Origin of the sequence: Aeromonas sp. R4-2 (assembly GCF_040908295.1) — a bacterium.
GTDB lineage: Bacteria > Pseudomonadota > Gammaproteobacteria > Enterobacterales > Aeromonadaceae > Aeromonas > Aeromonas veronii.
This window is the reverse complement of the sequence record NZ_JBFODL010000009.1, coordinates 70,789-96,705: the sequence shown is the minus strand read 5'-3', so window position 1 is coordinate 96,705 and position 25,917 is coordinate 70,789. Positions and strand designations below refer to the sequence as shown.

Genomic DNA, 25,917 nt, shown 5'->3' with positions numbered 1-25,917 from the left:
AGCTATGAAACACCATTGTAATGAGGGGCAGGTTCCCTGTCTCGGGCTCTTTTGAGTGCCATTTATCGTGCCACTGGCCAGCCTGTTGTCACTCAACCGTGTTTGATGCGGGTCTCTCCTGCGACCGACACCACAGAGCGCTTGCCCTTGCGGCTGATGACGAGAAGCGCCAGTACGATAAGGGCGATGCCGCTTCCTTCCACCGGCCCCGGATTTTCGCCGAACAGCCACCAGGAGAGCAGCACACCGGTCACCGGCACCGCCAGAGTACTGAGGCTGGCAATCCCCGCCGGCAATTTTTTCAACACAAACAACCAGAGACTCCAGGCGATGGCGGTGGCGAAGATGGCGCTATAGGCCAGCGCCCCCATCACGTAGGGCTGCCAGTCGATGGGGCGCTCCGGCACCAGCGCCGCCACCAGCGCCATCACTATGGTTGCGTAGATCATCTGCCAGGTGGTGAGGGACATCAGATCCACCGCGGGGTGGCGAGCATACATCCGCTTGGCGATGATGGCGCTGATCCCCCAGCAGATGCCGGAGAGGATCGCCAAGAGGGCACTCTTGAGGGATTCAAGATGCAGCAACCAGGGCTGGATCACCAGCAGCAGCCCGCAGGCCGCCACTCCGACCGCCAGATAGTGCAGCTTGCGCATCCGCTCGCCGAGAAAGAGCGCCGCGAAGATCACCACCCAGAACGGCATGGTGTAACTCAAAATGGCCACCTTGCCCGCCCCGCCGCTGATCAGCGCCCATTGTGCCAACCCCACCATGCCGCAGGTCTGGAACAGGGCGATGGCGAGGGTATAGCGAAACGGGGTGGGTTTGAGATAACGGCACCCGCGCAGTGCCAACACCAGCAACAACACCAATGAACCGCACAGGCAGCGCAGGGCGGTGAACTCGAAGGCCCCCGCGTAGAGCATCACCTGCTTCATTACGATCCAGCTGTAACTCCAGATGGCGGTGAGCAGGATCAATCCCACCAGCGCCGCCATATTGATCTTTGTGCTCATTTCGTACCACGCATTGCTCTGCCTTTCGCCTTTTGTTCCGATGGGCCAACCCTTATCGGGGTGGCTATCTTACCCCTGTGCTGGCGGGCTGCCCACGATCTATGGGAAATCGACCTCAGCCACAGTAGCGCCCGAGCCAAAAACATCAGGGGGCCAAGGCCCCCTGTCTATCACCCCGTCATCGCGTTGCACGCTACAGGCTGATCACGGTACCGGTCTTGCCAGCGATCCCCTCGGCTGCCTTTTCCAGCAGGGTGATGAGGGATTTTCGTCCCGGCATGGATGTGGCGAACGAGAGCGCGGCCTCCACCTTGGGCAGCATGGAACCCTTGGCAAACTGCCCCTGTGCAATAAAGCTGTTGGCATCGGCCACGCTCAGCTGATCGAGCCACTGCACATCGGGCTTGCCGAAGTTGATGGCGACCTTCTCTACCGCGGTAAGGATGATCAGCATATCGGCGTCGATAAGCTCCGCCAGCTTGGCACTGGCCCAATCCTTGTCGATCACCGCACTGGCACCGCGCAGGTGATTGCCCTCGCGCAGCACCGGAATGCCGCCGCCCCCGACGGTGATCACCACCTGACCGGCAGCCAGCATGGCAGAGACGGTCTCTTTCTCGATGATGTCGACGGGTTTGGGGGAGGCCACTACTCGGCGATAGCCACGACCGGCATCCTCTTTGAGCCGCTCGCCCTTGGCTATCAGCGCCTCGGCCTCCTCCTTGCTGAAGAAGCCGCCGATGGGCTTGCTCGGGTCAAGGAAGGCGGGATCGTTCTTGTCGACCTCAACCTGGGTCACCAGAGTGGCAACCGGCTTTTGAATACCACGCGCCAGCAAGGCTTCACGCAGGGCGTTTTGCAGGTCATAACCGATGTAACCCTGACTCAGGGCCACACAGACCGACATGGGCAGATGGGGGGACTTGGGCTCGTGGCGGGCCGCCACTTCGAACGCCTGCTGGATCATTCCCACCTGCGGGCCGTTGCCGTGGGTCACCACCACCTCGTGCCCCTGGGCGATCAGGTCGGCGATGGTGTGCGCCGTGCTCTGCACCGCCTTCATCTGCTCGGGCAGGTTGTTGCCCAGCGCATTGCCACCAAGGGCCAGTACGATTCTCTGTTTCATCTTGTTATCTCCAGTGATGGGACAAGCCGGCGCAATACCGGCCCACCTTTCGTTGTTCACATAACCTTGCTGCTCTGTCTGTTTCGAACGGATTGTCAGCCAGCAACCGCGGGGCAAGGCGAGTGCAGATCAGGCGCCAACGCCGGATCAAAGGGTGCTCTGGCCAAAAACCGGCCATGCCCCCGTTGTCCGGTAAACTCGCCGTCGCGAGCGACTATCTCGCCGCGACTGAGGGTCATCCTGATCTGGCCGGGACAGCGCATCCCCTCGTAGGGGCTGTAGTCGCCGTTGTCGTGCAAGGCGGCGTGACGGATCAGGGTCTCGCCACGGGGATCCATCAGTACCAGATCGGCGTCAGACCCCGGTTGCAGGTTGCCCTTGCGCGGCCAGAGGCCAAACAGGCGCGCCGGGTTGGCGCTGGTGAGGGCCACGAAGCGTGATGGCGAGATGCGCCCCCCCAACACCCCGTGGGCAAAGAGCAGCAGCATCCGGTTCTCGACGCCCGGCAAGCCGTTGGGGCAGCGGCTGAAATCGCCCCCCGAGAGGGTCATGCGCTGGGCGTGGGAGAAGTTGCAGTGATCGGTCGCCACCGTATCGATGTCACCCGCAGCGATACCGACCCACAGCTTGTCCTGCTCGCGACGCGAGCGCAGCGGCGGGCTCAGCAGATAGTCGACCCCGTTCTCCTTGTAATAACACTGCTCATCGAGCAGCAGATATTGCGGGCAGGTCTCCACCCAGACCGGTTGGCCCTGCCGACGCGCCAGTTTCAGATACTCCAGCCCCAAGCCATTGGAGAGGTGGACGATATAGAGCGGGGCATTGCCCGCGAGCCCCGCCAGATTGATCATCCGGGCGATCGCCTCCGCCTCGCACTCCAGCGGGCGGCTTTGCGGGTGATACCAGGGCTCATGATGGCCAGCGGCGAGCAGTGCCGCACGGCGCACCGCGATGGCGGCATCGTTCTCGGGATGGACGGTGGCAAGCGCCCCCACCTCCTTGAGGCGGGCCAAGGCGCGCAGCACGTCATGGTCCCCCAGCTTGTACTGGTAGGTGAGGTAGAGCTTGAAGCTGCTGATCCCCTCCTCCAGCACCATGGCGGCCATCTCATTAAGGATGGCGTCATCCACATGCTGGATCACGCCATGAAAGCTGTAGTCGATCACCGCCTGATCGGCGGCGTACTCGTGATAACGGACCAGCTGGTGATGCAGATTGCACCCCGCCGGGCCAAATCCCATGTGGTCGACGATGGTGGTGGTGCCACCACAGGCGGCGGCACGGGTACCGCTGAAGAAGTCATCGCAACTGCGGGCAATCCCCACATCTATGTTGAAGTGGGTGTGGACATCGATGCCACCCGGCATCACATAGCAGCCGCTGGCATCGATCAGCTCGGTTTCGCTATCGGACTGGATATCGGCGGCACGGGCGCGGATCACCCCGTGCTCGATCAGTAGATCCTGACGATATTCACCCTGCGCATCGACCAGCACGCCCTTTTTGATCAGCCGTTTCATCCCCACCACCTCGAACATCACTTCAAACAGCAAGGCCCCGCCTCAATGGAGACGGGGCACTTTCAACAGCTGGGCGGCGATGGCAGTCACCACCCGGCAGACCCCTTACTTGTCCAGCTCGGCCAGATAGAGCATGGGGATCACGGCGTACATGGCGGCGCACTTGACCAGATGCTCTTTCCAGGTCTTCTCGTTCGGCGCGTGGGCTTCCGGCTCTTTACCCGGGCCAAAACCGATGACCGGAATACCGTGACGACCCATGATGGAGACCCCGTTGGTCGAGAAGGTCCACTTGTCTACCACCGGCTCCTTGTTGAACAGCTCGCGATAAGCCTTGGAGAGGGTTTTGACGGTGATGTGATCCTCTTCCACCTTCCAGGTCGGGAAGTAGCACTCGGTCGGGTAGACCAGACCGGTGTAGGCCGGACGGTCGTACTGGTACATGGAGACCTCGGCACCGGCGGCTTGCACCGCAGGCAGGGCCCGGATCTCGTCGAGCGCACCTTGCCAGGTCTCTCCCCAGGTCAGACGACGGTCGATGGAGACGGCGCAGCTGTCCGCCACGGCGCAGCGGCTTGGCGAAGTGAAGAAGATCTCGGAGACGGTCAGGGTACCCTTGCCGAGGAAGTCATCGTTGCCGAGGTTGTGGCTCAGCTCCTGCAATTCGCCGAGGATCGGGCCCATCTTGAAGATGGCGTTGTCACCGCGCTCCGGTGCGGAGCCGTGGCAGCTGACCCCCTGCACATCGATGCGGATCTCCATGCGGCCACGCTGGCCACGGTAGATCTGGCAGTCGGTGGGTTCGGTACTGACCACGAACTCGGGGCGGATCTTGCTCTGCTCGATGATGTACTGCCAGCAGAGACCGTCGCAGTCCTCCTCTTGCACGGTACCGGTCACCAGCAGGGTGTACTGATCTTCCAGCCCCAGATCCTTGATGATCTTGCCCGCATAAACCATGGAGGCCATGCCCCCTTCCTGATCAGAGGCACCGCGACCGCCGATGATCTCGTGGTCTTCCATCCCCTCGTAGGGGTCGAAGGTCCAGTTGGCCATGTTGCCGACGCCCACGGTATCGATGTGGGCATCCATGGCGATCAGGTGCGGGCCGTGGCCGATATAGCCCAGTACGTTGCCCATGGGATCGATCTCGACCTTGTCAAAGCCAACCTTCTCCATCTCCTGCTTGATGCGCAGCACGACGCGCTCTTCATCGCAGCTCTCGCTCGGGATAGCGATCATGTCACGCAGGAACTGACTCATCTCGGCCTTGTACTGGTAGGCCTTCTCCAACACCATTTCAAACGGAATTTGCTTGCTCATTGTGATTCTCCATAACAACTGAGAGTGCGCGGCCTGTTCGTCGGCAGCGCCCTGTGCCCGTTACCGCGCCCCGTTGGCGAGGCGCGATCAGTTCTTCAATTCGTGTCTCTGCTCTCGCAGGGATTACTCACAGCCGGGGTTAATCGCAGGCAGGATGTTTGCCTTCCCACACCACTTCCCGGTAGTGGGTCACATCGGTGTCCCCTTCGGTGTTGATGATCAGCACCACGGAGTCGCGACTTAGTCCGAGACGTTCCATCAGCGCCGCACGATCCGGGTGGTGACGCACTGCCGCCAGCACGCCGGTACCGACCGAGCCGGATTCGCCGGAGATGATTCGGGGGTCATTGCCAAGGGGGTTGCCCAGCACCCGCATGCCCAATGCCGACACCTTGTCGTGGCAGGAGATGAACTGGGTGGTGCAGCTTCTGAGCAGCGGCCAGCCGAGCGGATTGGGTTCACCGCAGGCAAGACCGGCCATGATGGTGCGCATGTCGCCCCCCACGTTGACCATCTCCCCCGCCACGCCGGAGCGGTAGATGCAGTCGGCCTGATCCGGCTCGACCACGATACTGTGCAGGTTTTTCGCCCCGAAGCAGTCCACCAGATAACCGAGCACCCCGCCCGCCAGCGCCCCGACCCCGGCCTGCAGCAGCACGTGGGTCGGCTGCTTGATGCCCATATCCTGCATCTGCTCGACCGCTTCGTCGGCCAGGGTGGAGTAACCCTGCATGATCCAGGTCGGGATCTTGGTGTACCCCTCCCAGGCGGTGTCCTGCACTATGTGCCAGCCGCGCTCTTCGGCCATCTTCATGGTCAGGCGCACGGTATCGTCATAGTTCATGTCGGTGACGATGCACTCGGCACCGAGATTGAGAATGTGGTCAACCCGCTCCTGGGCCGAGCCCTTGGGCATGTAGACCACCGCATGCTGGCCCACCTGCTTGGCGGCCCAGGCAACGCCGCGACCGTGGTTGCCATCTGTGGTGGTGGCGAAGGTCATCGGCTCCTTGATGGTGCGTTTGATGAGATCGAAGGAGAAATCCTCGATGGCCACCCCATATTTTTCACAGAGCAGGTTGGCGATGGCATAAACGCCACCCAGCATTTTGAAGGCATTGAGGCCAAAGCGCTTTGACTCGTTCTTGACCAATATATTTTTCACCCCGATATAGGCGGCCAGAGCTTTCAGGTCGCACAATGGGGTCGGTTCATAACCGGCCAGTTTTTTATGAAAAGCGCGAGCCTTTTGTGCTTCGGCGCGAGAAAACAGCGGAGATGGATCGGCGGTAAAAAAGCGGTTATCGGCAATATCCATCTTCAAAGAAAATTGGGACATGCTTACCTCACTAGGCGTTACCTGACAAAGAGCTGCCTCGCCGGGAGATCCGTTATTCAGATACCACGGGGAGAAAACTCGAAATAATGGATTCGACAGCGTGGGCAGGATGAATATTCACCCTGCCCTTCTGCTATTTATTTCACCCGCTTTTGCGCCTCTTTAATCAGATTTTCCAGGGTTTCTGCCGGGGCGGAGAATTTACGGGCCATGATCATGGCGGCGATAATATAGGGCTTCCAGCTCGCCTCTTTGTAAGTGGCGATACGGTATTTCTCGAATACCCCTTCGGTTACTTCGCCCTCTTTGCAGGAAACGCCGGAAATATCGGCCGGTAGGCAGTGCATATAGAGCGCTTCGCCCCCCTTGGTGAGCTTCATCATCTCCTCGGTGCAGTGCCAATCCTTGTGCTTGGCGTTCTGCTCAAGGCAGTGTTTCTCCAGCTCCTTGAGGCCGGCGTGGTCATTGGCACGCAGCAACTCGGTGCGCTGCTCCATCACCTTGTAGGGGGCCCAGGACTTGGGATAGACGATATCGGCATCCTTGAACGCCTCTTCCATGGAGGTGACCTGACGGAAGCTGCCGCCGGAGGCCTTGGCATTCTCTTTGGCCACTTCGATCACGTCCGGGATCAGGTCATACCCTTCCGGATGGGCCAGGGTCACGTCCATACCGAAACGGGTCATCAGGCCGATGATGCCCTGCGGCACGGAGAGCGGCTTGCCGTAGCTGGGGGAGTAAGCCCAGGTCATGGCAATCTTCTTGCCCTTGAGGCTCTCCAGACTGCCGAAGTGCTCCTGCAACCAGGCGAGATCAGCCATGGACTGGGTCGGGTGATCAATGTCACACTGCAGGTTGACCAGCGCCGGACGCTGGGGCAGTACTCCCTTCTCGAATCCTTCATCCAATGCGGCGCCCACTTCGCGCATATAGGCGTTGCCGGCACCGAGGAACATGTCGTCACGGATGCCGATGGCATCGGCGCAAAACGAGATCATGTTGGCGGTTTCACGGACGGTCTCACCGTGGGCGATCTGGGATTTGCCCTCATCCAGATCCTGCTGGGCCAGACCGAGCAGGTTCAGGGCAGAGGCGTAAGAGAAGCGGGTTCGGGTGGAGTTATCGCGGAAAACCGAGATACCGAGCCCGCTGTTAAACAGTTTGGTGCAGATATTTTCGGCGCGCAGGGTCTTGAGGGATTCGGCCAGTTTCAATACCAGCTCCAGCTCCTGAGGAGTTTGCTCCCAGGTCAGCAGAAAATCTTTTTCATGCAGGTTGGATTTGAGTGCTCTGATCTCTTTGATTAATTCGTTAACTGCTTTCATCGTTCGCCCCAATCATTGGATGAGATATGGATAGCTCCCCTTTCACTCACGATGTCACCAGCATCCCGGTTGTGGGTGAGCGCGTCGGTTAGCGTCGATATGAGGCAATCAATAACCGTGCCAAACCAATAAAATGCAGGAAGATATTAATAAATGACGAAAGTGTGTGATGCCACCCACAAAATCAGTGGCTATTTCAGCGGTTTATTCCATAAAAGGATGGATAGGGTGGCCAAGCGATAAAATAGCCGGGTGATAATAATCAGAGACGATATCTCGGCATCGGTGAGAATTATCATCAAAGGTCAGTTTCAGGGGCTGAAATGATATCAGTGGGGCTGTCGTTATCATTATGATAATGCCCGCAGCACCTTTTCTCTTGGAATGATCTCTCCAGCGTTGACACTGCTGCTATCTCGCCTCCCCTGCACTCCCGTATCACCTCTCGCCTTATCTTCCGGCCACATCGCTGGGCGCGGTTGGCCCAAGGTGCTAACGTGAATACGCCAGCTGCGCATCTGTCTCGGATGCTCAGAAGAGGCCGACGTTCACTGCCGCAACTGCGCGGAAGAACCTGCATGACTTACATCTTTGAGGGATTATCTATGTCCAGGAATGCTGCTCTGCTCATCACCCTGACCCTGCTCGGTATCGCCCCTGCCCACGCCATCAGTGCCAAATATGCCGAGCAACTGGAGCGATCCGGTTGTACCCAGGTCACCGAGGCGCAGGGCTGTGACATTCACAAAACCAAAGCGGAAAATGCCAAGGCGGGATTTGGCACGGCCGCCCCGGCCGCGGAGGGTGGTCTGAATCTCAGCTATGAGCAGAAGCTGGAGCGCTCGGGCTGCACTCAGGTGAGCGAGCTCAATGGCTGCGATATCAACAAAACCAAGGCTGAGAACGCGGCTGCCGGTGTTGGCAATGCTCCGGCCGCGGCAACCAGCGCCAGCCCCTATGAAGGCAACTGGATCGCCACCTTCCCCCAAACCGGCGCCACCGTGGCCAATATCCGCATCGATGGCAAGGATCAGGTGTGGGTCAACGACAAGAAGGTCAATGCCAAGAAATCCGATGGCGCGCTGGTGTTCAAGGATGGCATGGTCATCTACACCATTCAGGGGGATCGCCGCATCAAGGGTGAAGATGGCTGGGTCGATAATGATGCTGGCACCAAGGGGCCTATCAACGCCAAGTAAACAGCTGACCACGAAATGACGGGGAGCGCGGGCTCCCCGTTTCACCCCTGATTGCCCATCTCTTCCAATGACCAGATCCGCCAGTGAGGGGCCAGAATCAATACCTCCTGCTCCAGCCAAGTCCCGTCTGTGATCAGTTTCTCAAGCCAGGGAACGCCTGCCGACGCGCCATGACCATCAACCTGATCAGCCTGCGTCGTCAAACGCCAGGGCACCTTGCCACTGTCCGTTGCAAAGGTGCGAACAGGGCGGGCATAGTGATCCAGATAAGGCCGCAACTCACAGGGAAGCCAGAGCATGGCCGGTCGATTTAGCTCACGCGCCAGCTCGATGGCAATATCGATACCCCGTTGATCGAGATCGCCAAAATGGGCCCACTGCACGCCCGCAGGCAGCAGCGGGATCAGCTGTTTGGCCAGGGTAGTATTGCGACCGGGGGCAAAGAGCAGCAGTTGCCCGGGTTGCAGCGGGTAGTCGACAAAGGCACCCTTGTTCTCCACCGTAATGACCCGCTCCCCTTGCCAGCCGATGGCCGCCAGCATGTCCATAGTCCGCTCCGGCAACGCCAATTCCCCCAGCAGCGCCAGCATTGCCGTCATATCGTGCTGCTGACCCTGCTGATCGACCAGTGAGAGCGGTTCGAGGGTACGGATGCGGATCACCTCATCTTGAGTTAGCGACAATTTCGCAAGCAGTGGCGCGGCAAGGGATGCTGATCGCGGATGCTTGCTGTCCCCATGCCAGAGGGCATAAAAGCAGGCCTGATTGAGCCGTGCAGGCAAAATCACTCCCATTCGTTGCAGCTGCACCCCCTTGTCCGGTTCGGGGGGCGCAGCCCGTGCCAATTGTCCGGTCAGAAAAGTCCGCCCCGCGTCGGTCAATATATGACGGGAACTGCGCCCAACTGACTCGACTCCGCCCACTGCCTGCAACAGATCCTTCAACTCGCGGCCATGCCGACTCTCAAGGGAGCAGCCCTTTTCGTTCTGGCTATCGAGCAACCGTGCACACAAATCCTGTACCCGTACCTCATCAAACAGCGGCATCCTCACCTCTCCATGTGGCTTCATATGATGAAGTAGAGGTGATTTTCCCTGTCATTACCGTGACCGGCTTCGCAAGCGGTTCTTATCAGCCCCGCCATGCATGGCCCGTTACTGGTAAACCTGCCACAAAGGGCGCAAGCTGGTTTGATATAGAGACACACTGTGCTCTTCGCGGCACGACAACGCGATACCCGCTTTCACAAGGGCTTGCCATGACCGACGCCACAGACCCCTCGCCATCCTCTTCCTGGCATCTTTCGGATATCCGCGAGCTGGCGCAACTGCTGACTCTGGCGCTGCCCGCCGCGGTAGAGATCACCGAAGCGGTACATCAGGCGGTACTGAGCGGTATGGGGCTCAAGGGACGGGATGAGGGAAAAACAGCCGGGATCACCGGGCTGGTCTACAAGGGGGTACATGGCACCGCCAACAACCTAAGCAGCGGCATCAACCATCTGCTCAGCCGCCTGCCAGCCACACCGCCGCCCCACCAGATCCCCGAAACCCCGAAACGCGCGGCCCTGCTCGCCACGCTCAACGGCGTGTTGGGGGACAAGCTGGTCGAACACCACAATGCCTTCGCCACCCCCATGACCCTGCGCTATCAGGGCAAGCCCCTCGATTGGCAAGCGATGCCGGAGGATCTACCCCGCAAGGGACGGGTGCTGCTGATGATCCATGGCCTCTGCATGAACGATCTGCAGTGGCAGACCGAGCATCAAGGCAAGCAGGTCAATCACGGGGAGCAACTTGCCGCCGCGCTTGGCTATCAGCCTCTTTACCTGCGCTACAACTCGGGCCGGCCCATTGCACAAAACGGACAGGCGCTGGCCCTGCTGCTGGAGCAGTTGCTCGCCCACTGGCCGGGAGAGCTCAAAGAGATAACGATAATGGGCTATAGCATGGGGGGACTGGTTGCACGCAGCGCCTGCCACCATGCCGGCGTGGCCGGGCTCACCTGGCCTGCGCAACTTGCCAACCTGATATTTCTCGGCACACCACACCACGGCGCACCGCTCGAACATGCAGGCCACTGGCTGGAACAGTTGCTGCCCGCTACCGCCTACAGCGAGCCCTTCGTCAGGCTGGCACGGCTGCGCAGTGCAGGCATCAGGGATCTGCGCCACGGCAAGGTGATCGATGAGGTAGCCATACCCGATCCCGCCGCGCCCTTGCGCGATCCCCGCATCCCACTCCCCTTGCCCTGCAGCGTCAACTGTTATGCCATTGCCGCGACCACTGCCGCCAAGCGCAGCCTGCTGGCCGACCGGCTGATAGGCGATGGACTGGTGCCCCTTCGCAGCGCCCTCGGTCAGCACAACGAAGCGCGCCATCAGCTGGCTTTTCTTCCTGCCCATACCTTGATTGTCTATCACACCAGTCATATGGCCCTGCTCGCCAGCCCGCAGGTTGGCCAGCAACTGCTGCGCTGGCTCAGCCCTTTGCAGCTATAACGCGCTGGCTATTAAAGCAACAGAGTGCTGGTTCACAAGGTATCCCTGTGGCACTCTGGGACGTCAAAGGGAAGACCCACACTGACACCTGATGTGTCCCCACTGCAAAGGAGCGCCACCGATGGCCAAAGCAAGCAAGAAAGAGATCAAGAAGAAGATCGCCGCTCGTCTTGAGAAAATTGCCAAGCATGAAGGCAAGATCAAGAAGCTGAAGAAGGCCCTGAAGTAGGACCCATCGCATAAGAAAAACCGCCAATAGGCGGTTTTTCATCCCCCTTTCACCCCTTTACCATCGTTTTAATACCAATGGCCTTGATGTAAACGCCTCAAGCGCACCTCAGCAGAACAACCCGACTGAAGCCACGCACGTGCTCATCGCTGATATTTGGTCTAACAGCGCCAATCGGGCGCCGCGCGCGCCCATGCCAGCAACTACCTTCAACGGAGTGTTTGATATGAGCCAGCAGTGGAGCGCCATATGTTCTCTTACACCCTCACCTTCAAGGATGATGTCGACCGCCTGACCGCCCCCGAGCAGGAGATCACCTTGCAAAGCCCCGCTCAGGCGGGGGATTTTATTATCCTCTCCGACGGCAGCCGCCATCAGGTGATGTTTGTCACCCACAGGGCCAACTACAGTAGCCTCTATCTCGATAAAGGGGTCAGGGTGCCGCAGAGTTAGTGGCTATCGCCTTCAATTGATGGGGCTGAGTTAAATATTCACGCTGTTGACATAATAATCATCGCATCATGTCAATGTTCCTTTATCTCTATCACGATACATATGAGGAAGCGCGATGAAAAAAATAAAACATTGTCTTATATCAAACTCAATTTATTTAGCCACGAAAAAGCAAATCATACCTCACAAAAACGAATCACCATCACTCAATATCATTGACCACATCCTTGGTGCGTTATAACAATTACTTTGCTGAACATATTTATTCGCAAGTCATTATTAGTGATGGAGTTATCACAATGAATAAAGTTATCTTACCCATAGCATTAATTACCTGTGCCACGCTCGCTCACGCAGAGTCCAGCACTATTATCAACGGTCTGGATTTTGGTCCATTAGCTCAGTTGGCTGGCACATGGAAAAGCACCGATGCTGGTGGTGTAGATGTAGCACCCGGCCAAGAGGGTAGCAAAGTTGGCAAAGGGGGGCCGGCAGTGGAACCCTTTTACGAAGTCATTACTTTTGAACCGGCTGCCGATGCTAAAAATGCCAGCGAACAATATCTGGTAGCCATGTATTACAAACAGGAAGTATTCAGAAAAAGTGATAATGGGAAATTTCATGACCAACGCGGTTATCTGATTTATGACAAGACCAATCAGCTTGTTTACAACTCATACTGTATACCTCGTGCAGTCTGTGTGGTCACTGAAGGCAAAGCGGGTAACAAAATCGAGTTCAAGACGGGCAAGCGCGGTATTGCGGAAAGCAGTTATATGACCATTAATGATTCCACCGCGGATTTCTCGATGACACTGGACTTCTCAGAGAAAGATCTCCTCAAATACAGTCAAACCACCAACCTGATGGTGTATGGCAAGCCATTCGCACACTCCGATAGTGCATCCCTGACCAGAACCAATTGATGTTTTATGGCCAAGGTATTCATTACCTTGGCTTTTTTATATTCGTCGATAGTCTATCCTGATGGCATCCCTATCCCACTCGGGATTGAGCACACCGGCATACCAGAGTGTCAGAATGACATCCATCTGATTGTTATGCTTCACAACCTTGCCGCTCTTACAGGCCGAGATCACCTCAAGCCATAACTGCTCGGGATTGATCGGTTTGGTAATATCCTTGTGTGACAATAAATCAATGGCAGCCAATACATGTGCTCTGGTTTTGGTCGCAGCTACATAATGAACTGGCATGATGCAACTGATACAACCAAGACTGCAAAGAGTCAAAAAAGTTACCTTTGGATTATTTTTGAATTTTCCTGTACTGATATCACCACCAAATGCTTCAGCAATAGCCATATCCCAGGCGGTGGCATGCCCATAATTATTCTGCACCATCAGATGAACAGCTCTCAGCGCTGCACCACCATATTTACCATAGATAATCATCACTAATCCCTCCGTTTGCCCCATAGTAAGGCCGAACAGGCGAGATAAGCTAAAATAAATATCAATCACGATCATCGATTTTTTCCATTGATAACAAATCAATTTTTAGCTTAATTAAACATTGATCCATATCAATATTATATCTTTATCTACCGAAAGGCTGACTGGTCGATGTCAGCCTCCCAATATCATTCATCAACATCCATTTTCGTGTATAAACAGGCTCATCCAGCCTAGAGCACCTCTATTTTTACTTTGATAATCCCGTCGCGAATATTGCCGATGGCACTAAACGCAGATTTGGAGAGATCGATAATACGTCCCCTTTTAAAGGCGCCGCGGTCATTGACCTTGACTACTACACTCTTGCCGTTGGCGAGGTTGGTGACCCGCACCATGGAACCAAAGGGCAATTCCATATGGGCTGCGCTATTGAGATTGCTGCGATAGATCTCGCCGCTGGCGGTCTTTTGGCCGTGATAGCGGTCGGCATAATAGCTGGCATAGCCGGTTTCGCTATAGCCGCGCCAGCTGCCGCCGTGACTCTCGTCATAACGGCTGCTACAGGCCGCCAACAGCAGGCAAAGAGATAACAGCAGCCCTTTCTGGATATGTTGCACCTTTCCCCTCTCCTCTCTTCTTTTCGCTCTGCGCACTTTTTACTCTTCGATTCAACCGATAATGCTGGCGACACATTTACAGGCAGGCTCTAACCTTGCCATAGCTCCAAGGCACTCGCCATGTTACTCGCCTTGTTGTCAGGCAGCAGCGACGGTGCAGCTACTTTGCCATATCTTCCATGTAAAAAGGGAGGCAAATGCCTCCCTTTCAACTAGTTACCGGTCATCCCGTGACGGGATGGGGCAGAGACTTCTCAGGCGATCAGCTTGTCGTCGGCGAAGCCGAAGCCGCGCAGACCCACCACATGCACGTGTTCGTGCTTGCCCTGCACCTTGCGGATGAGCTTGTAGGTGGTGCCCTTCTCGGGACTGATGTTCTCGGGCGCCGCGATAAGCAGCTGCATATCCTGCCGCTCGCACAGCTCGAACAGGGTGGCGATGGATTTGCCATCCAGACGGGCCGCTTCGTCGAGGAACAACAGGCGGCAGGGGGCGATATCCTTGCCGCGCAGACGGCGGGACTCCTCCTCCCAGCTGATCAGCACCATCAAGAGGATGGCCTGACCGGTACCGATCGCCTCACCGGTAGAGAGCGCGCCGCTCTCGGCCCGCAGCCAGCCATCGGCGCCACGCTGCACCTCGATCTCCAGCTCCAGATAGTTGCGATAGTCGAGCAGCACGTCGCCCATCACCTGATAGCTGCGATCCCCCTGTTCGATCTGCGGGTTGAGACGCTGGAACAGCTTGGCCATCGCCTCGGAGAAGCTGAGCTCCTTGTCGGCGAACAGATCGTTGTGCATGGCGGTTTGGTCGGCCAGCGCCGTCAGCAGACGGGTGTGGGCTTCGCGGATATTGACGTTGAGGCGCACCCCGCGCACCAGACCAAAGGCGATGTTTTGCAAGCCCTGGTTGAGCACCCGGATGCGGTTCTGCTCGCGGCGGATGATGTTGGTGATCTTGGCCGCCACCTCGTGAGAGGAGAGCGAAAGATGGGTTTCCCGCTGCTTGAGCTCGTCAGCGAGACGGGCCAGCTCGATCTCCATCTCCTCGATCGCTTCGACCGGATCATCGGAGCGGATGATGTCGTTGCGGATGCGATCCTTGAGGTAACGGTAGACCTGCACGTAGAAGGCGACCTTCTGCTCGGTGCTGCGGTTGCCCTCCGACAGTCGCAGCGCATCGCGCAGGGCCTCATCGTGCGCCACCGCCACCCGCAGGGCGCCGAGGGCCTTGTCCGACATGGAGCGCAGCTCGTCGCTGTCGAGGTAGGCCAGTTCGCGCTTGTTGAGGCGCTTCTCGACGTCGGTCTCCCGCGCCAGCCGCACTACCCGCGACCAGCTCGCCTTGTGGCCCACCAGAGATTTACGGGCGCTGTAGTAATCCTTGCCTTCCAGCTTGAGACGACCGCCAAGGGATTCGATCTCGCGCTTGGTCACCTGCAACTGGGCCTCGGCGCTGGTGCGACGGGAACGGGTGCGGATCAGCAGCTCTTCAATCTCTTTCTTGTGGGCACGCGCCTTCTCTTCCATATCGTCAGAGAGGGTCAGCCCCATGGCCGCCAGCTCCTGCTCGAACTCGGTCAAGGTCTGGCGCTTGGCCTCGACGCTGGAGTTGAGGGCGGTACGGAGCTGCAACGCCTCGGTGTGACGCAGGGCAATCTGCTTGTGCTGCTCGCCAGCGGTGCGGGCCGCCAGCTCCGCCGCCTTGAGCTTCTCTTTGAGTCGTTCGCTCATCTCGGAGGCCTTGCCCAGCAGGTCTTGTGCATCCTGATAGGCAAAGTGCGGCAGACGGGCCACCAGCTGATCGAGGGCGTAGCAACGGCGCTTCTGCTCGGCCAGCAGGTCGCTCACCTCATCATAGGCAGCCTGCAGCGCGGCCAGATCCTGCGGGTCCTGACGCAGCACCTGCACCATGGTTTCCAGTTTTTCCAGCGACTTGCCGTGTTTGGCGATAAAGGCTTCGGCCTGTTTCAGCGCTTCCACATCGGCGTGAGCCGCCTCGAGGCGGGCCGCCAAATCAGTCTCGGCAAACAGGTGGGCAAAGGGCAGCATCCCCTGCACCAGCTGGATATGGCGAGTCAGCTGGGCGGCGGCCGCTTTGGCATCACTCAGCTGTTTGTCGCACTCACCGATGGCCCCTTGCAGCGCGCGCAGTTCGGCCTGCTTGGCCTGCACTTCGGCTTCGGGGTCGGGGCGGAAGGCGATATCCAGATGCTGGCCGATAAAGTCGCGGAAGTGACCGTAGAGACGGTGGTACTTCTGCTGCTCGAAAGCGGCCTTGGCGTAACCCTCGATGAGCCCTTCGCGCTCAAGGTCGAGCTGCTCGATCCGTTTTTCCCGGGCGGCGCGACCAAACAGCGGCAGCTCGGGGTAGCGGGAGAAGCGCACCTGACGCTTGCTGGTACGCACCAGCACGGCATCCCCCAGCTCGTCCGCTTCCACCAGATCCTCGTCAAAGGAGTCGGGGTTGCCCTGAATGAGGTAGATATCTTCCGGGCAATCTTCCAGCTTTTTCAACCGCTCGATGGCACCCTCAAGGTCGAGCACCACCAGGGCGCTGCGGGCCGGGCCGTAGAGCGCGGAGTAGTAAGGGGCATCGTCGATGGAGATGTCGTCGTAGACATCGGAGAGCAGCACGCCCCCCACCTGCTCGGCGATGCGGGCAAGACGGGGATCCGCCTCGCCAGCACCCAACTGCAGGTTGCGAATTTGCAGCTCCAGCGCCTGTTTCTGCGCCGCGATGCGGTTGCTCTCTTGCTCGAACTCGCGTTCCTTGTCGAGCACGGTTTGCATACCGGCCGAAAGCTCTTCAGCGGTGGCGAGCGGTAAACCGCTCTGCTCGCGCAGCTGCTCGAGCTTTTCAAAGGATTTGAGCCAGCGCGGCGCCAGCTTGGTGAGCTCCGCAATATCGCGACCCAGCTGGGTGCCCTGATGCTCGAGGCTGGCGCGGCGCTGGTTGACCTCCGCCTGCTGCTCGGAGAGCTCCTCCTGACGGGTGCGCTGGGCTTCAAGGAAAATCTCCAGCTCATCGCTGCTGGCAATCAGCTGGCCAGAGGCCTGCTGCAGCTCGTCACGCAGCTTGAAGAGACTCTTCTGGCTTTCGCTCTCTTTCTCGAGGCGAGCCAGCGCGGCGCGCAGCCCCTGCCCCTGGGCAATGCGAGCCTTGTCTTCGATGTGACGCTTGAGCAGCGCCTGCGCGGTGGGCCAGGCGGCCTCGCGCACTGTTTCCGGAGCGATGCTGAGCAGCAGCGCCAGCGCCGCTTCGTGCTCGGCCACTGCCGCCTTGGCCAGCGCCAGCTGCTGTTCGGCCCCCAGCACCCGGCTGGTGAGGCTCTGCTCGGCGGAGCGGAACTGGTGCAGGGTGTCGCTCGCCTGCTCGGCGGTCAGCCCCGGCAGCTCGCACTGCTCGCGGGCAGCATCGAGGGCCTGCACCGCCTGACGGTACTGGATGGCGCGGGTCTGCTGGATATCGAGCGCCTGCTGGTAGTCGGCCAGCTGGGTCTTGAGGCTGTCTACCTCGGCCTGCGCCAGCTCCTTGCGCTCTTCCACCTCCAGCAGCTGGCCATGGATCTCTTCCACCACCGCCTGCTGCTGTTCGAGTTTGTCAGAGAGATCCGCCAAATCGGCGCGGTACATCTCTATCTTCTTCTGCAAGCTGACAGCCGCCATCACCTTGGCCAGATGCTCGGAGGCAGACTCCAGCTCGTCGGTCAGCAATTTTTCGCGGTTGGTGAGCTGCTCCACTTCATCGGCCAGATAGATGGCGCGCTGCTTCTCTTCGGCCAGAATGCGGCGCTTGTCGGCCAGCTCCTGGCGCGCCTTGAGGGCCAGCTCGGAGAGGCGGCTCTTCTCGGCGGCATTGCGCACATAGTCCGCCGCCACATAGTGGGTGGTCTCGGTGATCAGGTTCTTGAACAGATCCCGCTGACCCTGGGTCTCCTTGATCGCTTCCAGCGTGCGGCGGTTTTCATAGATGGCCGCCTCCATGTCTGCAAACGCCTTGCGCACCCCGGAGTTCTCCGGCAGCAGGTATTCGCGCAGAGAACGGCTGATGGACGAGGAGATGCCGCCGTAGAGGGAGGCTTCGATCAGGCGATAGAACTTGCCGCGATCTTTTTGATCACGCAGCTTCTTCGGGGTGATGCCGAACTCGAACATGAAGTTGTGATAGTCGGTCACCGTATTGAACTTGGCGACTTTCAGCGCACCCAGCTCGGCGGCCGCCCCTTTCAGATCGGTAAAGGCGCGTACCCGCCCCTTGCCGCCATCAAGCTTCTCCAGCAGCAGATCGGTCGGTGCCAGATTCTCCGGCACATCCACCAGCGCAAACGGAGTGATGTTGACCTTGTTGTCGCGGTTGGCCACCTGCTCGAGGTGCACGCCGACCCAGATCCGCTGTTCGCGGCTGTTCATCACTTCCAGCAGGGAATAGCAGTGACCTCGCTGCAGCTTGCCGTAGAGCCCCTTGTCACGGGATGCACTGCTGGAACCCGCTTCCGTGGTATTGCGGAAGTGAAGCAGTGACTGGTCGGGGATGAGCGCCGCGATAAAGGCCGCCATGGTGGTGGACTTGCCCGCGCCGTTGCCGCCAGAAAGGGTAGTGACCAGCTGGTCGAGATCGAAGGTCCGGGCAAAGAAGCCGTTCCAGTTGACCATGGTCAGGGATTTGAACTTGCCTCGCACCGGTTATACCTCCAGATCCAGTTGTTCTTCATCGAGATCCGCCTCGATGTCATCAAAGAGCGAGTCGCTGCTCGGCATTTCGTCGTCGTGGAAGATGGCTTCACCCTCCTGGATCATCCGCAGCTGAACGGCGCGCGGATCTTCATCGGAGCGCACGTCAGCGGCGAAACGGAACACCGATTCGTTGACCCGGAATTTATCCCCGTTGCCAAGAGCGGTGATCATGCCAAGGCGGCGCAGACGGCGCATGGAGGTACGGATCTTTTCGAGCAGCTTCTTCTTGTCGAGATCGGTACCGCCGGAGCGGCTGTTGACCATCCGCAGCAGCTGCTTCTCGTCGGCGAGGCTCAGCACCTCTTCCTGCAGCTCGGCCATGGCGAATACCCCTTCCGAAGCCAGACGATCCGGGCTCAGGTAGAGGTAGCAGAGCACCTTGCCCACCAGCATATCGAGCTCGGAGAGCACAGTGGTGCCGATGTCGGAGCTCGGGCGCGGACGGAGATAGAAGAAGCCTTCCGGCGCCTTGATCAGCTCCACCTGATAGCGGCCGTAGAAGATCTCCAGCTCGCTGTGATATTCGACCAGCGCCGAATGCTGCTCGAACTCGTCAGCACTGATGTGGCGGCCGGAGCGCAAGGCGGTGTCGATGCGCGGAAACAAGGGGTTGGCAATCGCCTCTGCGAGGCGCAGCGGCAAGGGAAACTCAGAATTGATCAATGACATAGGCCTGAACCTTGGATCCAGCTTGGTTAATGGGTTTCCATGCGGGTTGGCGATGCAGTTCGCGCTCGCCGCTGGCATGGCCCAGGCGCACGGCCTGGTCGATCAGAAGACGCGCCACATCGAAGTGGGCATGAGCCGGGTAATCCAGCAGGTATTCCCGCAGCACATCGGCCAAGTCCAGCTGCTGGCCCTGCTCGGGGTAGCGGGCCAGATAGCGCTCGATCCGCTCGGCCAGCTCCTGGTTGATATCCACCATCTCGACGTACTCCATCTCGAGTGGCACCTCACCGGTCACCTCCTCGTCGTGGATGGCGATGGTTTCGTCGCGCAGCTCCAGCAGACGGGGCTCCTCGGCCACCCGCAGCTGCCAGTTGTGCTGCTCGAAATTGCGGATGGACTCGCGCAGCCGCTGGCTGAAGGCGCGGTTCTTGTCCATGTCGATGGCGTTGCGGATAAATTTGTGGACGTGCCTGTCGTAGCGGGACCAGAGCTCGATGCACTGCTGACCCCAGCTGGTGATGACGTCAAGACGACCTTGCAAGGCGTGAGTCAGCTCCTCGACGTGGAACAGATCGTCGCGCCCTTGCGCCGCTTCCTGAATATTGAGCAGCCCTGCCTGCAGGCGGTGGCCGGCAGCGTCCAGGGTATCCTGCAGCTCGCGCAGGGTCTGGCCGGTCTCGTGCAGCAACTTTTCGCAGCTGTGAATGGCATCGACCCAGTTCTGGGTCAGCAGGGCCGCGATTTCGCTCTTGACCTGATTCTGCTGTTCATCCATGGCGCGCTGGGTGAGATCGATCCGCCCCAGGGTCTCTTCCAGCGAAAAAGTGAGCCGTGGCAGCACCTCGGCATCCCACTGCTCACGGGTGTTGGTTTCAAGAGCCGCCTTGCGGGCGGTGTCGAGCTCGGAAGCCAGGTGCTCGAGCAGAATGGAGAGCTTGATGGAGTCAACCTGACGCTGATCCATAAAGAAGTCGACGATGCTCACGCCAAGGCGAGACAGGCGGTAGAGGCTCTCCCCCGCCACCATGTCGGTGTTGAAACGCGACAGCAGTTGCTGGCGAATGAGATCGTTGATGGCGTTGTTGGCGCGACCGGTGAGGGTCTCGTCCATCTGGCCGAAGGCGCTGCTGACATAGCCGAAGGCATCGTGCAGCGCCGCTTCCGACAGGTCCGACTCATCTTCGGACAGGGTCTTGATTGCAATCAGAAAGGCCAGCCGGTCGGTCGGCAGGCTCAACGCCAACCCCTCCTGCCTGACCCATCCCACCATCTCTGGCAGGGTACGGGATGTACTCATCATGATGTTGTCATCTCGTTGTTGTATTGGGCGCAAAATCGTGCGCGCGGCTACATCCGGTAGCATCGAAAACATGGTTCACATCGACGTGAACCGCGAGCAATCAGCTGGCCGGCTTCTGGGCCATCACATGGATATAGCGACCGAGGGAGACAAAAGGCTCCTGACGGCAATATTGCTGCTCCATGGCCAGCAGATCGTCGAACTTCTCCACCTGATCCTGCTTGTGACGCATATAGTCGTGGATCACCCGCACCCCGGTCTTGCCGATGATGCGCAGCCCACCGCGACCAATCCAGTCATAGACCTGCTCCGGCAGCTGGGGATTGGTGGGCGTGAGCGCAGTCTGGCGCTTCTTGCGAAGACCAAGACGCACATAGTCAAAATTGCCCACCACCAGGCTCTGGAACAGCAAGCCATGACGGTTGTAAAAAAGCAGCGACAGTATGCCCCCGGCATTGACGAAAGGGAACAGACCCAGCAAGGTCTGGCGCGGCTCGGCGAGCCACTCCAGCACCGCATGGCAGAGCACCAGATCAAAGGTACCGGTCACGTGTTGCTTCAGATCCTGAATGGGGCAATGGATGAGACGAATTTTGTCTTCCAGCCCCTTCTCGGCGATCTGGCTGCGGGCCAGTTCCAGCATTTCTGCTGACAGATCGCACAGCTCCACCTGATGACCCATGGCCGCCAGCTTCTGAGCGAAATAGCCAAAACCGCCCCCCGCATCGAGGATGCGCAGCGGTCGGTTGCCAAGGCGTGCCAGGCAGGCTTCGATGTCGCTCCAGACAATGGTGGTGCGGATGCGCCCCTTGGTGGAGTCGTAAATGTTGCGGGCGAACTTATCGGCGCGCCCGTCAAAACTCTGATCGTGCTTCAAGGAGAAACTCAACATTAGCGCCACAGGATTGTGGCCATCCCAAAAAAGAGAGGTATTCTGTCACATCCCGAATTTGCTGAAAACTCAAGGAAGTGTCTGCCGTGTTTGTGCTCAAAAAGTGGCTGGGTCAACTGTTGATGCCGCTCCCCTTCTCCCTCTCACTGCTGCTGGTCGCCCTGCTGCTGCTCTGGTTCACCCGATTTCAGAAAACCGGCAAGCTGCTGGCCACTCTCTCGCTGCTCATTGTGGCGCTGATGGGAATGCGACCGATGAGCTATGAACTGGCCCGCGGGCTGGAGCAGACCTACCCACCGTTCGAGGTGAGCCAGCATCCCAACGTCGAGGCGATCGTGGTGCTCGGCAATGGCCATGTCAGCGACCCGGCGGTGCCGATGCGCAGTTGGCAGAACAATATCTCGCTGGCACGGACTCTCGAAGGGGTTCGCCTCGCCCAGGCCTATCCCGACGCCGAGCTGGTGTTCTCCGGCTATGTATCGGGGGATACCCTCTCCAATGCCGAGGTCAATGCCCGGATGGCCGAGAGTCTCGGCATTCCCCGTTCGCGGATGACGTTGTTTGAAAACAACAAAGACACTCATGATGAAGCGGTCAGTATCAGCCGCCATCTGAAAGGAAAAGAGGTGGCGCTGGTCAGTTCGGCCACTCATTTGCCGCGCGCCATGGCCCTCTATCAGGGTCAGGGACTCAAGGCCGTGCCGGCCCCCACCGACTACACCGCCAAGCAGAGCCAGGTGGCCCAGCCCCTCTACAGTTATTTACCCAAAGGGCGTTATCTGATGTATTCCGAAGCTGCCATCCACGAATGGATTGGGGTATGGTGGGCTCGCTTGCGGGGGCAGGTTAACGAATGAGCGATCAAGCGTTTCATTCCTGATTTGGATCAGGAAAGCGAAAAAAAATTACGTCATTTGCCGCCGGGTCAGCTATCTTGGGCTCGGTTCAATTCATATAATGTCGCGCAATCAAATGCCTAGGAGATATACAAGATGAGACAGCACCTGGTAATGGGTAACTGGAAACTGAACGGCACCAAGGCTTCTGTAGAAGCTCTGATCAAAGGACTGACCCCGGCTGCTGCCGCTCATCCTTCTGTGCAAGTCGCCGTCTGCCCGCCGGTTATCTTTTTGGGTCTGGTTGAGCAACTGACCGCTGGCAGCAAGATTGCCTACGGTGCCCAGAACGCTGACGTTCACGAGTCTGGTGCCTTCACCGGCGAAAACGCCCCCTCCATGCTGAAAGCCTTTGGTTGCACCTACTCTCTGGTCGGCCACAGCGAGCGTCGTACCCTGCACGCAGAGACTGACGACGTGGTTGCTGCCAAGTACGAAGCGATCCAGAAAGGCGGCCTGATCCCGGTTCTGTGCATCGGTGAAACTCTGGAGCAGTTCGAAGCCGGCGTGACCAAGAACGTGGTTGAGACCCAGCTGAAAGCTGTTATCGACCGTTGCGGCATCGCCTCCTTCAACAACGCCGTTATCGCTTACGAGCCGGTATGGGCCATCGGTACTGGCAAGACTGCCACTCCGGAGATCGCTCAGTCCGTTCACGCTCACATCCGTCAGTACCTGGCCGGTTTTGATGCCGCTGTTGCTGCCAAAGTACAGATCCTGTACGGCGGTTCCGTCACTGGCGCCACTGCAGCCGACCTGTTCGGTCAGCCGGACATCGACGGTGGCCTGGTAGGTGGTGCGTCCCTGAAAGTGGACGACTTCTCCCAGATCATCGCTGGCGCTGCCAAGTAATCGCTGATTACGGCAAAGAGAGGGGCTCGTCCCCTCTCTTGTATCGCTTTTCCTATGGTGGCCCCCGCATCCCATATGAAAGCCGATATAGTAAAAGTGGCTTGTCTATTTAAACATTCGTATTTGACAACTCAGATCCAGAGGCACTCATGACCAAACAAATCAAACGTATTGGTGTTTTGACCAGTGGTGGCGACGCACCGGGTATGAACGCAGCCATTCGCGCCGTGGTTCGCGCCGGTTTGCATCATGGCCTGGAAGTTTACGGTATTTATGATGGCTACCTCGGTCTGCACCAGGATCGCATCGTCAAGCTGGAGCGTCACAGCGTCTCCGACGTGGTGAACCGTGGTGGTACTTTCCTCGGCTCCGCCCGTTTCCCTGCTTTCAAAGACCCCGCAGTGCGCGCCGAAGCGATCGAAAACCTGAAAAAACACGGTATCGATGCGCTGGTCGTCATCGGTGGTGACGGCTCCTACATGGGTGCCAAGAAGCTGACCGAAGAGGGTTTCCCCTGCATCGGCCTGCCGGGCACCATCGACAACGACATCGCCGGTACCGACTTCACCATCGGCTTTGATACCGCCCTGAACGTGGTGGTTGACGCCATCGACCGCCTGCGCGACACCTGCAGTTCCCACCACCGTATCTCCGTGGTCGAGATCATGGGCCGCCACTGTGGCGATCTGGCCATGTCCGCCGCCGTTGCCGGTGGTGCCGAATATGTGATCGTGCCGGAAGTGGCCTTCGACAAAGAGAAGCTGCTCAAGCAGATAAAGGAAGGCGAAGCAAAGGGCAAGAAGCACGCCATCATCACCATCTGCGAGCACGTTACCGACGTGAACGCCCTAGCGAAAGACATCGAAGCCCTGACCGGTCGTGAAACCCGCGCCACCATCCTGGGCCACATCCAGCGTGGCGGTGCCCCGACTGCTCGTGACCGCATCATGTCCAGCCGTATGGGTGCTTACGCCGTTGAGCAGCTGCTGGCTGGTCACGGTGGTCGCTGCGTCGGTATCCAGCGCAACGAGCTGGTACACCACGACATCATCGACTGCATCGAGAACATGAAGCGTCCGTTCGATCAGGAGCTTTACAACCTCTCCACCACCCTGTTCTAAGCCAAGCGGCTTTTTACCGGCTGTTGATGACAAAAACCCTCCATCGGAGGGTTTTTTAATATCTTACAAAAACGGGTGCATCGGCACGCTTTGTGGCCCTCACCATATGGGTTGCCTGATTACCAACCCTTGCGCCATCTGGTTGATCACTAGCCTTCCCCTCCTCACACCAACCGGCATCAGCCTACGAACAGAGTTCCGGTATCGTCGTGGATGTGTTTTATTACTGCGATCCGGATTGCGTTGACCTGTGCTCTGTCGACCCTGAAACGAGCTTGTTCAGCCTCCTCGTCATACGCCGCTTTTTATATCTCAATCTTGCAGAAGGGACTCAGATATCTTCCCCAACCATGCTCCGGCCCTGCTTTCGTATTACAAGCACATGACTCACGCAGATTCACCGGCTACACAAATCGCTGCTCGCGCCCAACCCAACCCAACCCAACCCAACCCAACCAGAGAGTACGCCTCTGGCCTATTGCCCACCTCACTCTTGCTGCGACCATGTCTCTTCCGAGGCCAACGGGGAAATTGGCGGTGATAAAACAGCCAGCTGCTACTCTGTATCCCCCCGATGCACGGCTCTCATCCCTATGAACCCAGTGTATTGCTGTAAAAATGCGGAGACTCTGGACTGATAAAGTGATGGTGTGACAAGGGTTGGCAACCAGACTCTCTCCATAGACTTCTTTTGGATGGGCTATCTACGTCAGGAATCGTCAAATCATTGCCTTGCGCACTTTTTATGGCCTCAATGACACTATTACGAGGGTGAAAACTTATAAAATGCCACTTAAGCTCCATACAAAGCCCTTTACCAAACCAGCCAACAGCTCACCAACCAATTGAATTTAAATGAAATAACCATAAAAACAGAATCTTGAATGCCTAACATGCCATAGCAGGTGATAAAATCAGCTCAATATGACAAAAATAGCCATCTCAACCAACCACACATACAAAGCAGTCATTTTATCAACTTACACCTTGTTTTACCCCCTTGTTATGGTATCTTGACTACATCAACCAACAACTTAGGGAGAGAAAAATGAAAGAGTTTGTCGTTACTGCCGTTTTCACGGTGTTTTTCACCCTGGTTGCTGTCTCTCTGCCCTCACTGTCACAGTTCTGAGCCGGATAGAGAGGCATCAATCCGGACCGACCCTCTTTGCCATGTCTGTTTAATCGCCACCAACTGGCGCTTTTCAGTAATAATGCCGAGATGGTCAACATAGATATGATTTCATCACGTTGACGCTGTTTCTTTCGCCACAAGGGTGTAACCAGGATGGTTTAACCATATGGCCTGATGGAGTAGAACCAGCAGCAGATCATATCCGAGGGGAGCAAAGCTCCCCTTTTTGTTACCCGCCGTTTGACAATCCC

20 protein-coding genes are annotated in these 25,917 nt (G+C 58.1%); 7 read left to right on the top strand and 13 right to left on the bottom strand.

Annotated features, from left to right (window positions below; genetic code table 11):
• Nucleotides 1–92: 92 nt before the first annotated feature.
• From AB5Y99_RS05580 to ygeW, 6 genes are all read right to left on the bottom strand, one after another.
• On the bottom strand, nucleotides 93–1,016 hold the full coding sequence (locus tag AB5Y99_RS05580; RefSeq protein ID WP_368208954.1) for a DMT family transporter: 924 nt from the start codon (nucleotides 1,014–1,016) through the stop codon (nucleotides 93–95).
• A 193-nt stretch (nucleotides 1,017–1,209) separates the two neighbouring features.
• Nucleotides 1,210–2,142, bottom strand: a complete 933-nt coding sequence (gene arcC / locus AB5Y99_RS05575; RefSeq protein ID WP_368208953.1) for a carbamate kinase — start codon at nucleotides 2,140–2,142, stop codon at nucleotides 1,210–1,212.
• Nucleotides 2,143–2,237: 95 nt separating this feature from the next.
• Nucleotides 2,238–3,662, bottom strand: a complete 1,425-nt coding sequence (gene hydA / locus AB5Y99_RS05570) for a dihydropyrimidinase (RefSeq protein ID WP_368209139.1) — start codon at nucleotides 3,660–3,662, stop codon at nucleotides 2,238–2,240.
• Between the two features lie 105 nt (nucleotides 3,663–3,767).
• The gene (locus AB5Y99_RS05565; protein ID WP_201973183.1) at nucleotides 3,768–4,985 is read right to left on the bottom strand and encodes a YgeY family selenium metabolism-linked hydrolase; all 1,218 of its coding nucleotides are present in this window, start codon (nucleotides 4,983–4,985) and stop codon (nucleotides 3,768–3,770) included.
• A 139-nt stretch (nucleotides 4,986–5,124) separates the two neighbouring features.
• A complete protein-coding gene (gene dpaL / locus AB5Y99_RS05560) occupies nucleotides 5,125–6,324 on the bottom strand; it encodes a diaminopropionate ammonia-lyase (RefSeq protein WP_368208951.1) in 1,200 nt (399 codons plus the stop codon).
• A gap of 137 nt (nucleotides 6,325–6,461) precedes the next feature.
• The gene (gene ygeW, locus AB5Y99_RS05555; RefSeq protein WP_005336811.1) at nucleotides 6,462–7,649 is read right to left on the bottom strand and encodes a knotted carbamoyltransferase YgeW; all 1,188 of its coding nucleotides are present in this window, start codon (nucleotides 7,647–7,649) and stop codon (nucleotides 6,462–6,464) included.
• Nucleotides 7,650–8,254: 605 nt separating this feature from the next.
• Between ygeW and AB5Y99_RS05550 the strand changes: the two genes are divergently transcribed.
• On the top strand, nucleotides 8,255–8,848 hold the full coding sequence (locus AB5Y99_RS05550) for a hypothetical protein (RefSeq protein ID WP_323892050.1): 594 nt from the start codon (nucleotides 8,255–8,257) through the stop codon (nucleotides 8,846–8,848).
• Nucleotides 8,849–8,889: 41 nt separating this feature from the next.
• On the opposite strand, the gene AB5Y99_RS05545 is transcribed toward AB5Y99_RS05550, so the two are convergent.
• Complete coding sequence (locus tag AB5Y99_RS05545) at nucleotides 8,890–9,894, bottom strand: Wadjet anti-phage system protein JetD domain-containing protein (protein ID WP_323892047.1); 1,005 nt, start codon at nucleotides 9,892–9,894, stop codon at nucleotides 8,890–8,892.
• Nucleotides 9,895–10,106: 212 nt separating this feature from the next.
• Here AB5Y99_RS05545 and AB5Y99_RS05540 point away from each other — a divergent pair, with 212 nt between their 5' ends.
• From AB5Y99_RS05540 to AB5Y99_RS05530, 3 genes are all read left to right on the top strand, one after another.
• Entirely contained in the window at nucleotides 10,107–11,348 is a 1,242-nt protein-coding gene (locus AB5Y99_RS05540) for an esterase/lipase family protein (protein ID WP_368208948.1), read from the top strand.
• A gap of 478 nt (nucleotides 11,349–11,826) precedes the next feature.
• Entirely contained in the window at nucleotides 11,827–12,030 is a 204-nt protein-coding gene (locus tag AB5Y99_RS05535; RefSeq protein ID WP_323892041.1) for a hypothetical protein, read from the top strand.
• A 299-nt stretch (nucleotides 12,031–12,329) separates the two neighbouring features.
• Nucleotides 12,330–12,956: a heme-binding beta-barrel domain-containing protein gene (locus tag AB5Y99_RS05530; protein WP_323892038.1), complete on the top strand. Its 627-nt coding sequence runs from the start codon at nucleotides 12,330–12,332 to the stop codon at nucleotides 12,954–12,956.
• 36 nt (nucleotides 12,957–12,992) lie between these two features.
• Here the strand turns inward: AB5Y99_RS05530 and AB5Y99_RS05525 are convergent, their stop codons facing one another.
• The 6 genes from AB5Y99_RS05525 to cmoM all read right to left on the bottom strand — a co-directional run bounded on the left by AB5Y99_RS05525 (nucleotide 12,993) and on the right by cmoM (nucleotide 21,647).
• The gene (locus tag AB5Y99_RS05525; RefSeq protein ID WP_323892036.1) at nucleotides 12,993–13,520 is read right to left on the bottom strand and encodes a hypothetical protein; all 528 of its coding nucleotides are present in this window, start codon (nucleotides 13,518–13,520) and stop codon (nucleotides 12,993–12,995) included.
• 158 nt (nucleotides 13,521–13,678) lie between these two features.
• Nucleotides 13,679–14,065 carry a septal ring lytic transglycosylase RlpA family protein gene (locus AB5Y99_RS05520; RefSeq protein WP_323892033.1) on the bottom strand — a complete coding sequence of 129 codons (387 nt, stop codon included), beginning with the start codon at nucleotides 14,063–14,065 and terminating at the stop codon, nucleotides 13,679–13,681.
• Between the two features lie 254 nt (nucleotides 14,066–14,319).
• Nucleotides 14,320–18,747, bottom strand: coding sequence for a chromosome partition protein MukB (gene mukB / locus AB5Y99_RS05515; protein ID WP_323892030.1), 4,428 nt, complete (start codon nucleotides 18,745–18,747; stop codon nucleotides 14,320–14,322).
• Between the two features lie 3 nt (nucleotides 18,748–18,750).
• On the bottom strand, nucleotides 18,751–19,470 hold the full coding sequence (mukE, locus tag AB5Y99_RS05510) for a chromosome partition protein MukE (RefSeq protein ID WP_005336835.1): 720 nt from the start codon (nucleotides 19,468–19,470) through the stop codon (nucleotides 18,751–18,753).
• Nucleotides 19,451–20,770 carry a chromosome partition protein MukF gene (mukF, locus tag AB5Y99_RS05505; RefSeq protein ID WP_042030892.1) on the bottom strand — a complete coding sequence of 440 codons (1,320 nt, stop codon included), beginning with the start codon at nucleotides 20,768–20,770 and terminating at the stop codon, nucleotides 19,451–19,453. The genes mukE and mukF overlap by 20 nt, the downstream gene beginning before the upstream one ends.
• Before the next feature lie 100 nt (nucleotides 20,771–20,870).
• Complete coding sequence (gene cmoM / locus AB5Y99_RS05500; RefSeq protein WP_033113262.1) at nucleotides 20,871–21,647, bottom strand: tRNA uridine 5-oxyacetic acid(34) methyltransferase CmoM; 777 nt, start codon at nucleotides 21,645–21,647, stop codon at nucleotides 20,871–20,873.
• A 101-nt stretch (nucleotides 21,648–21,748) separates the two neighbouring features.
• Between cmoM and elyC the strand changes: the two genes are divergently transcribed.
• From elyC to pfkA, 3 genes are all read left to right on the top strand, one after another.
• A complete protein-coding gene (gene elyC / locus AB5Y99_RS05495; protein WP_191966303.1) occupies nucleotides 21,749–22,519 on the top strand; it encodes an envelope biogenesis factor ElyC in 771 nt (256 codons plus the stop codon).
• Nucleotides 22,520–22,654: 135 nt separating this feature from the next.
• Entirely contained in the window at nucleotides 22,655–23,410 is a 756-nt protein-coding gene (gene tpiA / locus AB5Y99_RS05490; RefSeq protein ID WP_047440675.1) for a triose-phosphate isomerase, read from the top strand.
• Between the two features lie 149 nt (nucleotides 23,411–23,559).
• Nucleotides 23,560–24,531, top strand: coding sequence for a 6-phosphofructokinase (gene pfkA, locus AB5Y99_RS05485; protein WP_005336840.1), 972 nt, complete (start codon nucleotides 23,560–23,562; stop codon nucleotides 24,529–24,531).
• The last annotated feature ends 1,386 nt before the right edge of the window (nucleotides 24,532–25,917 follow it).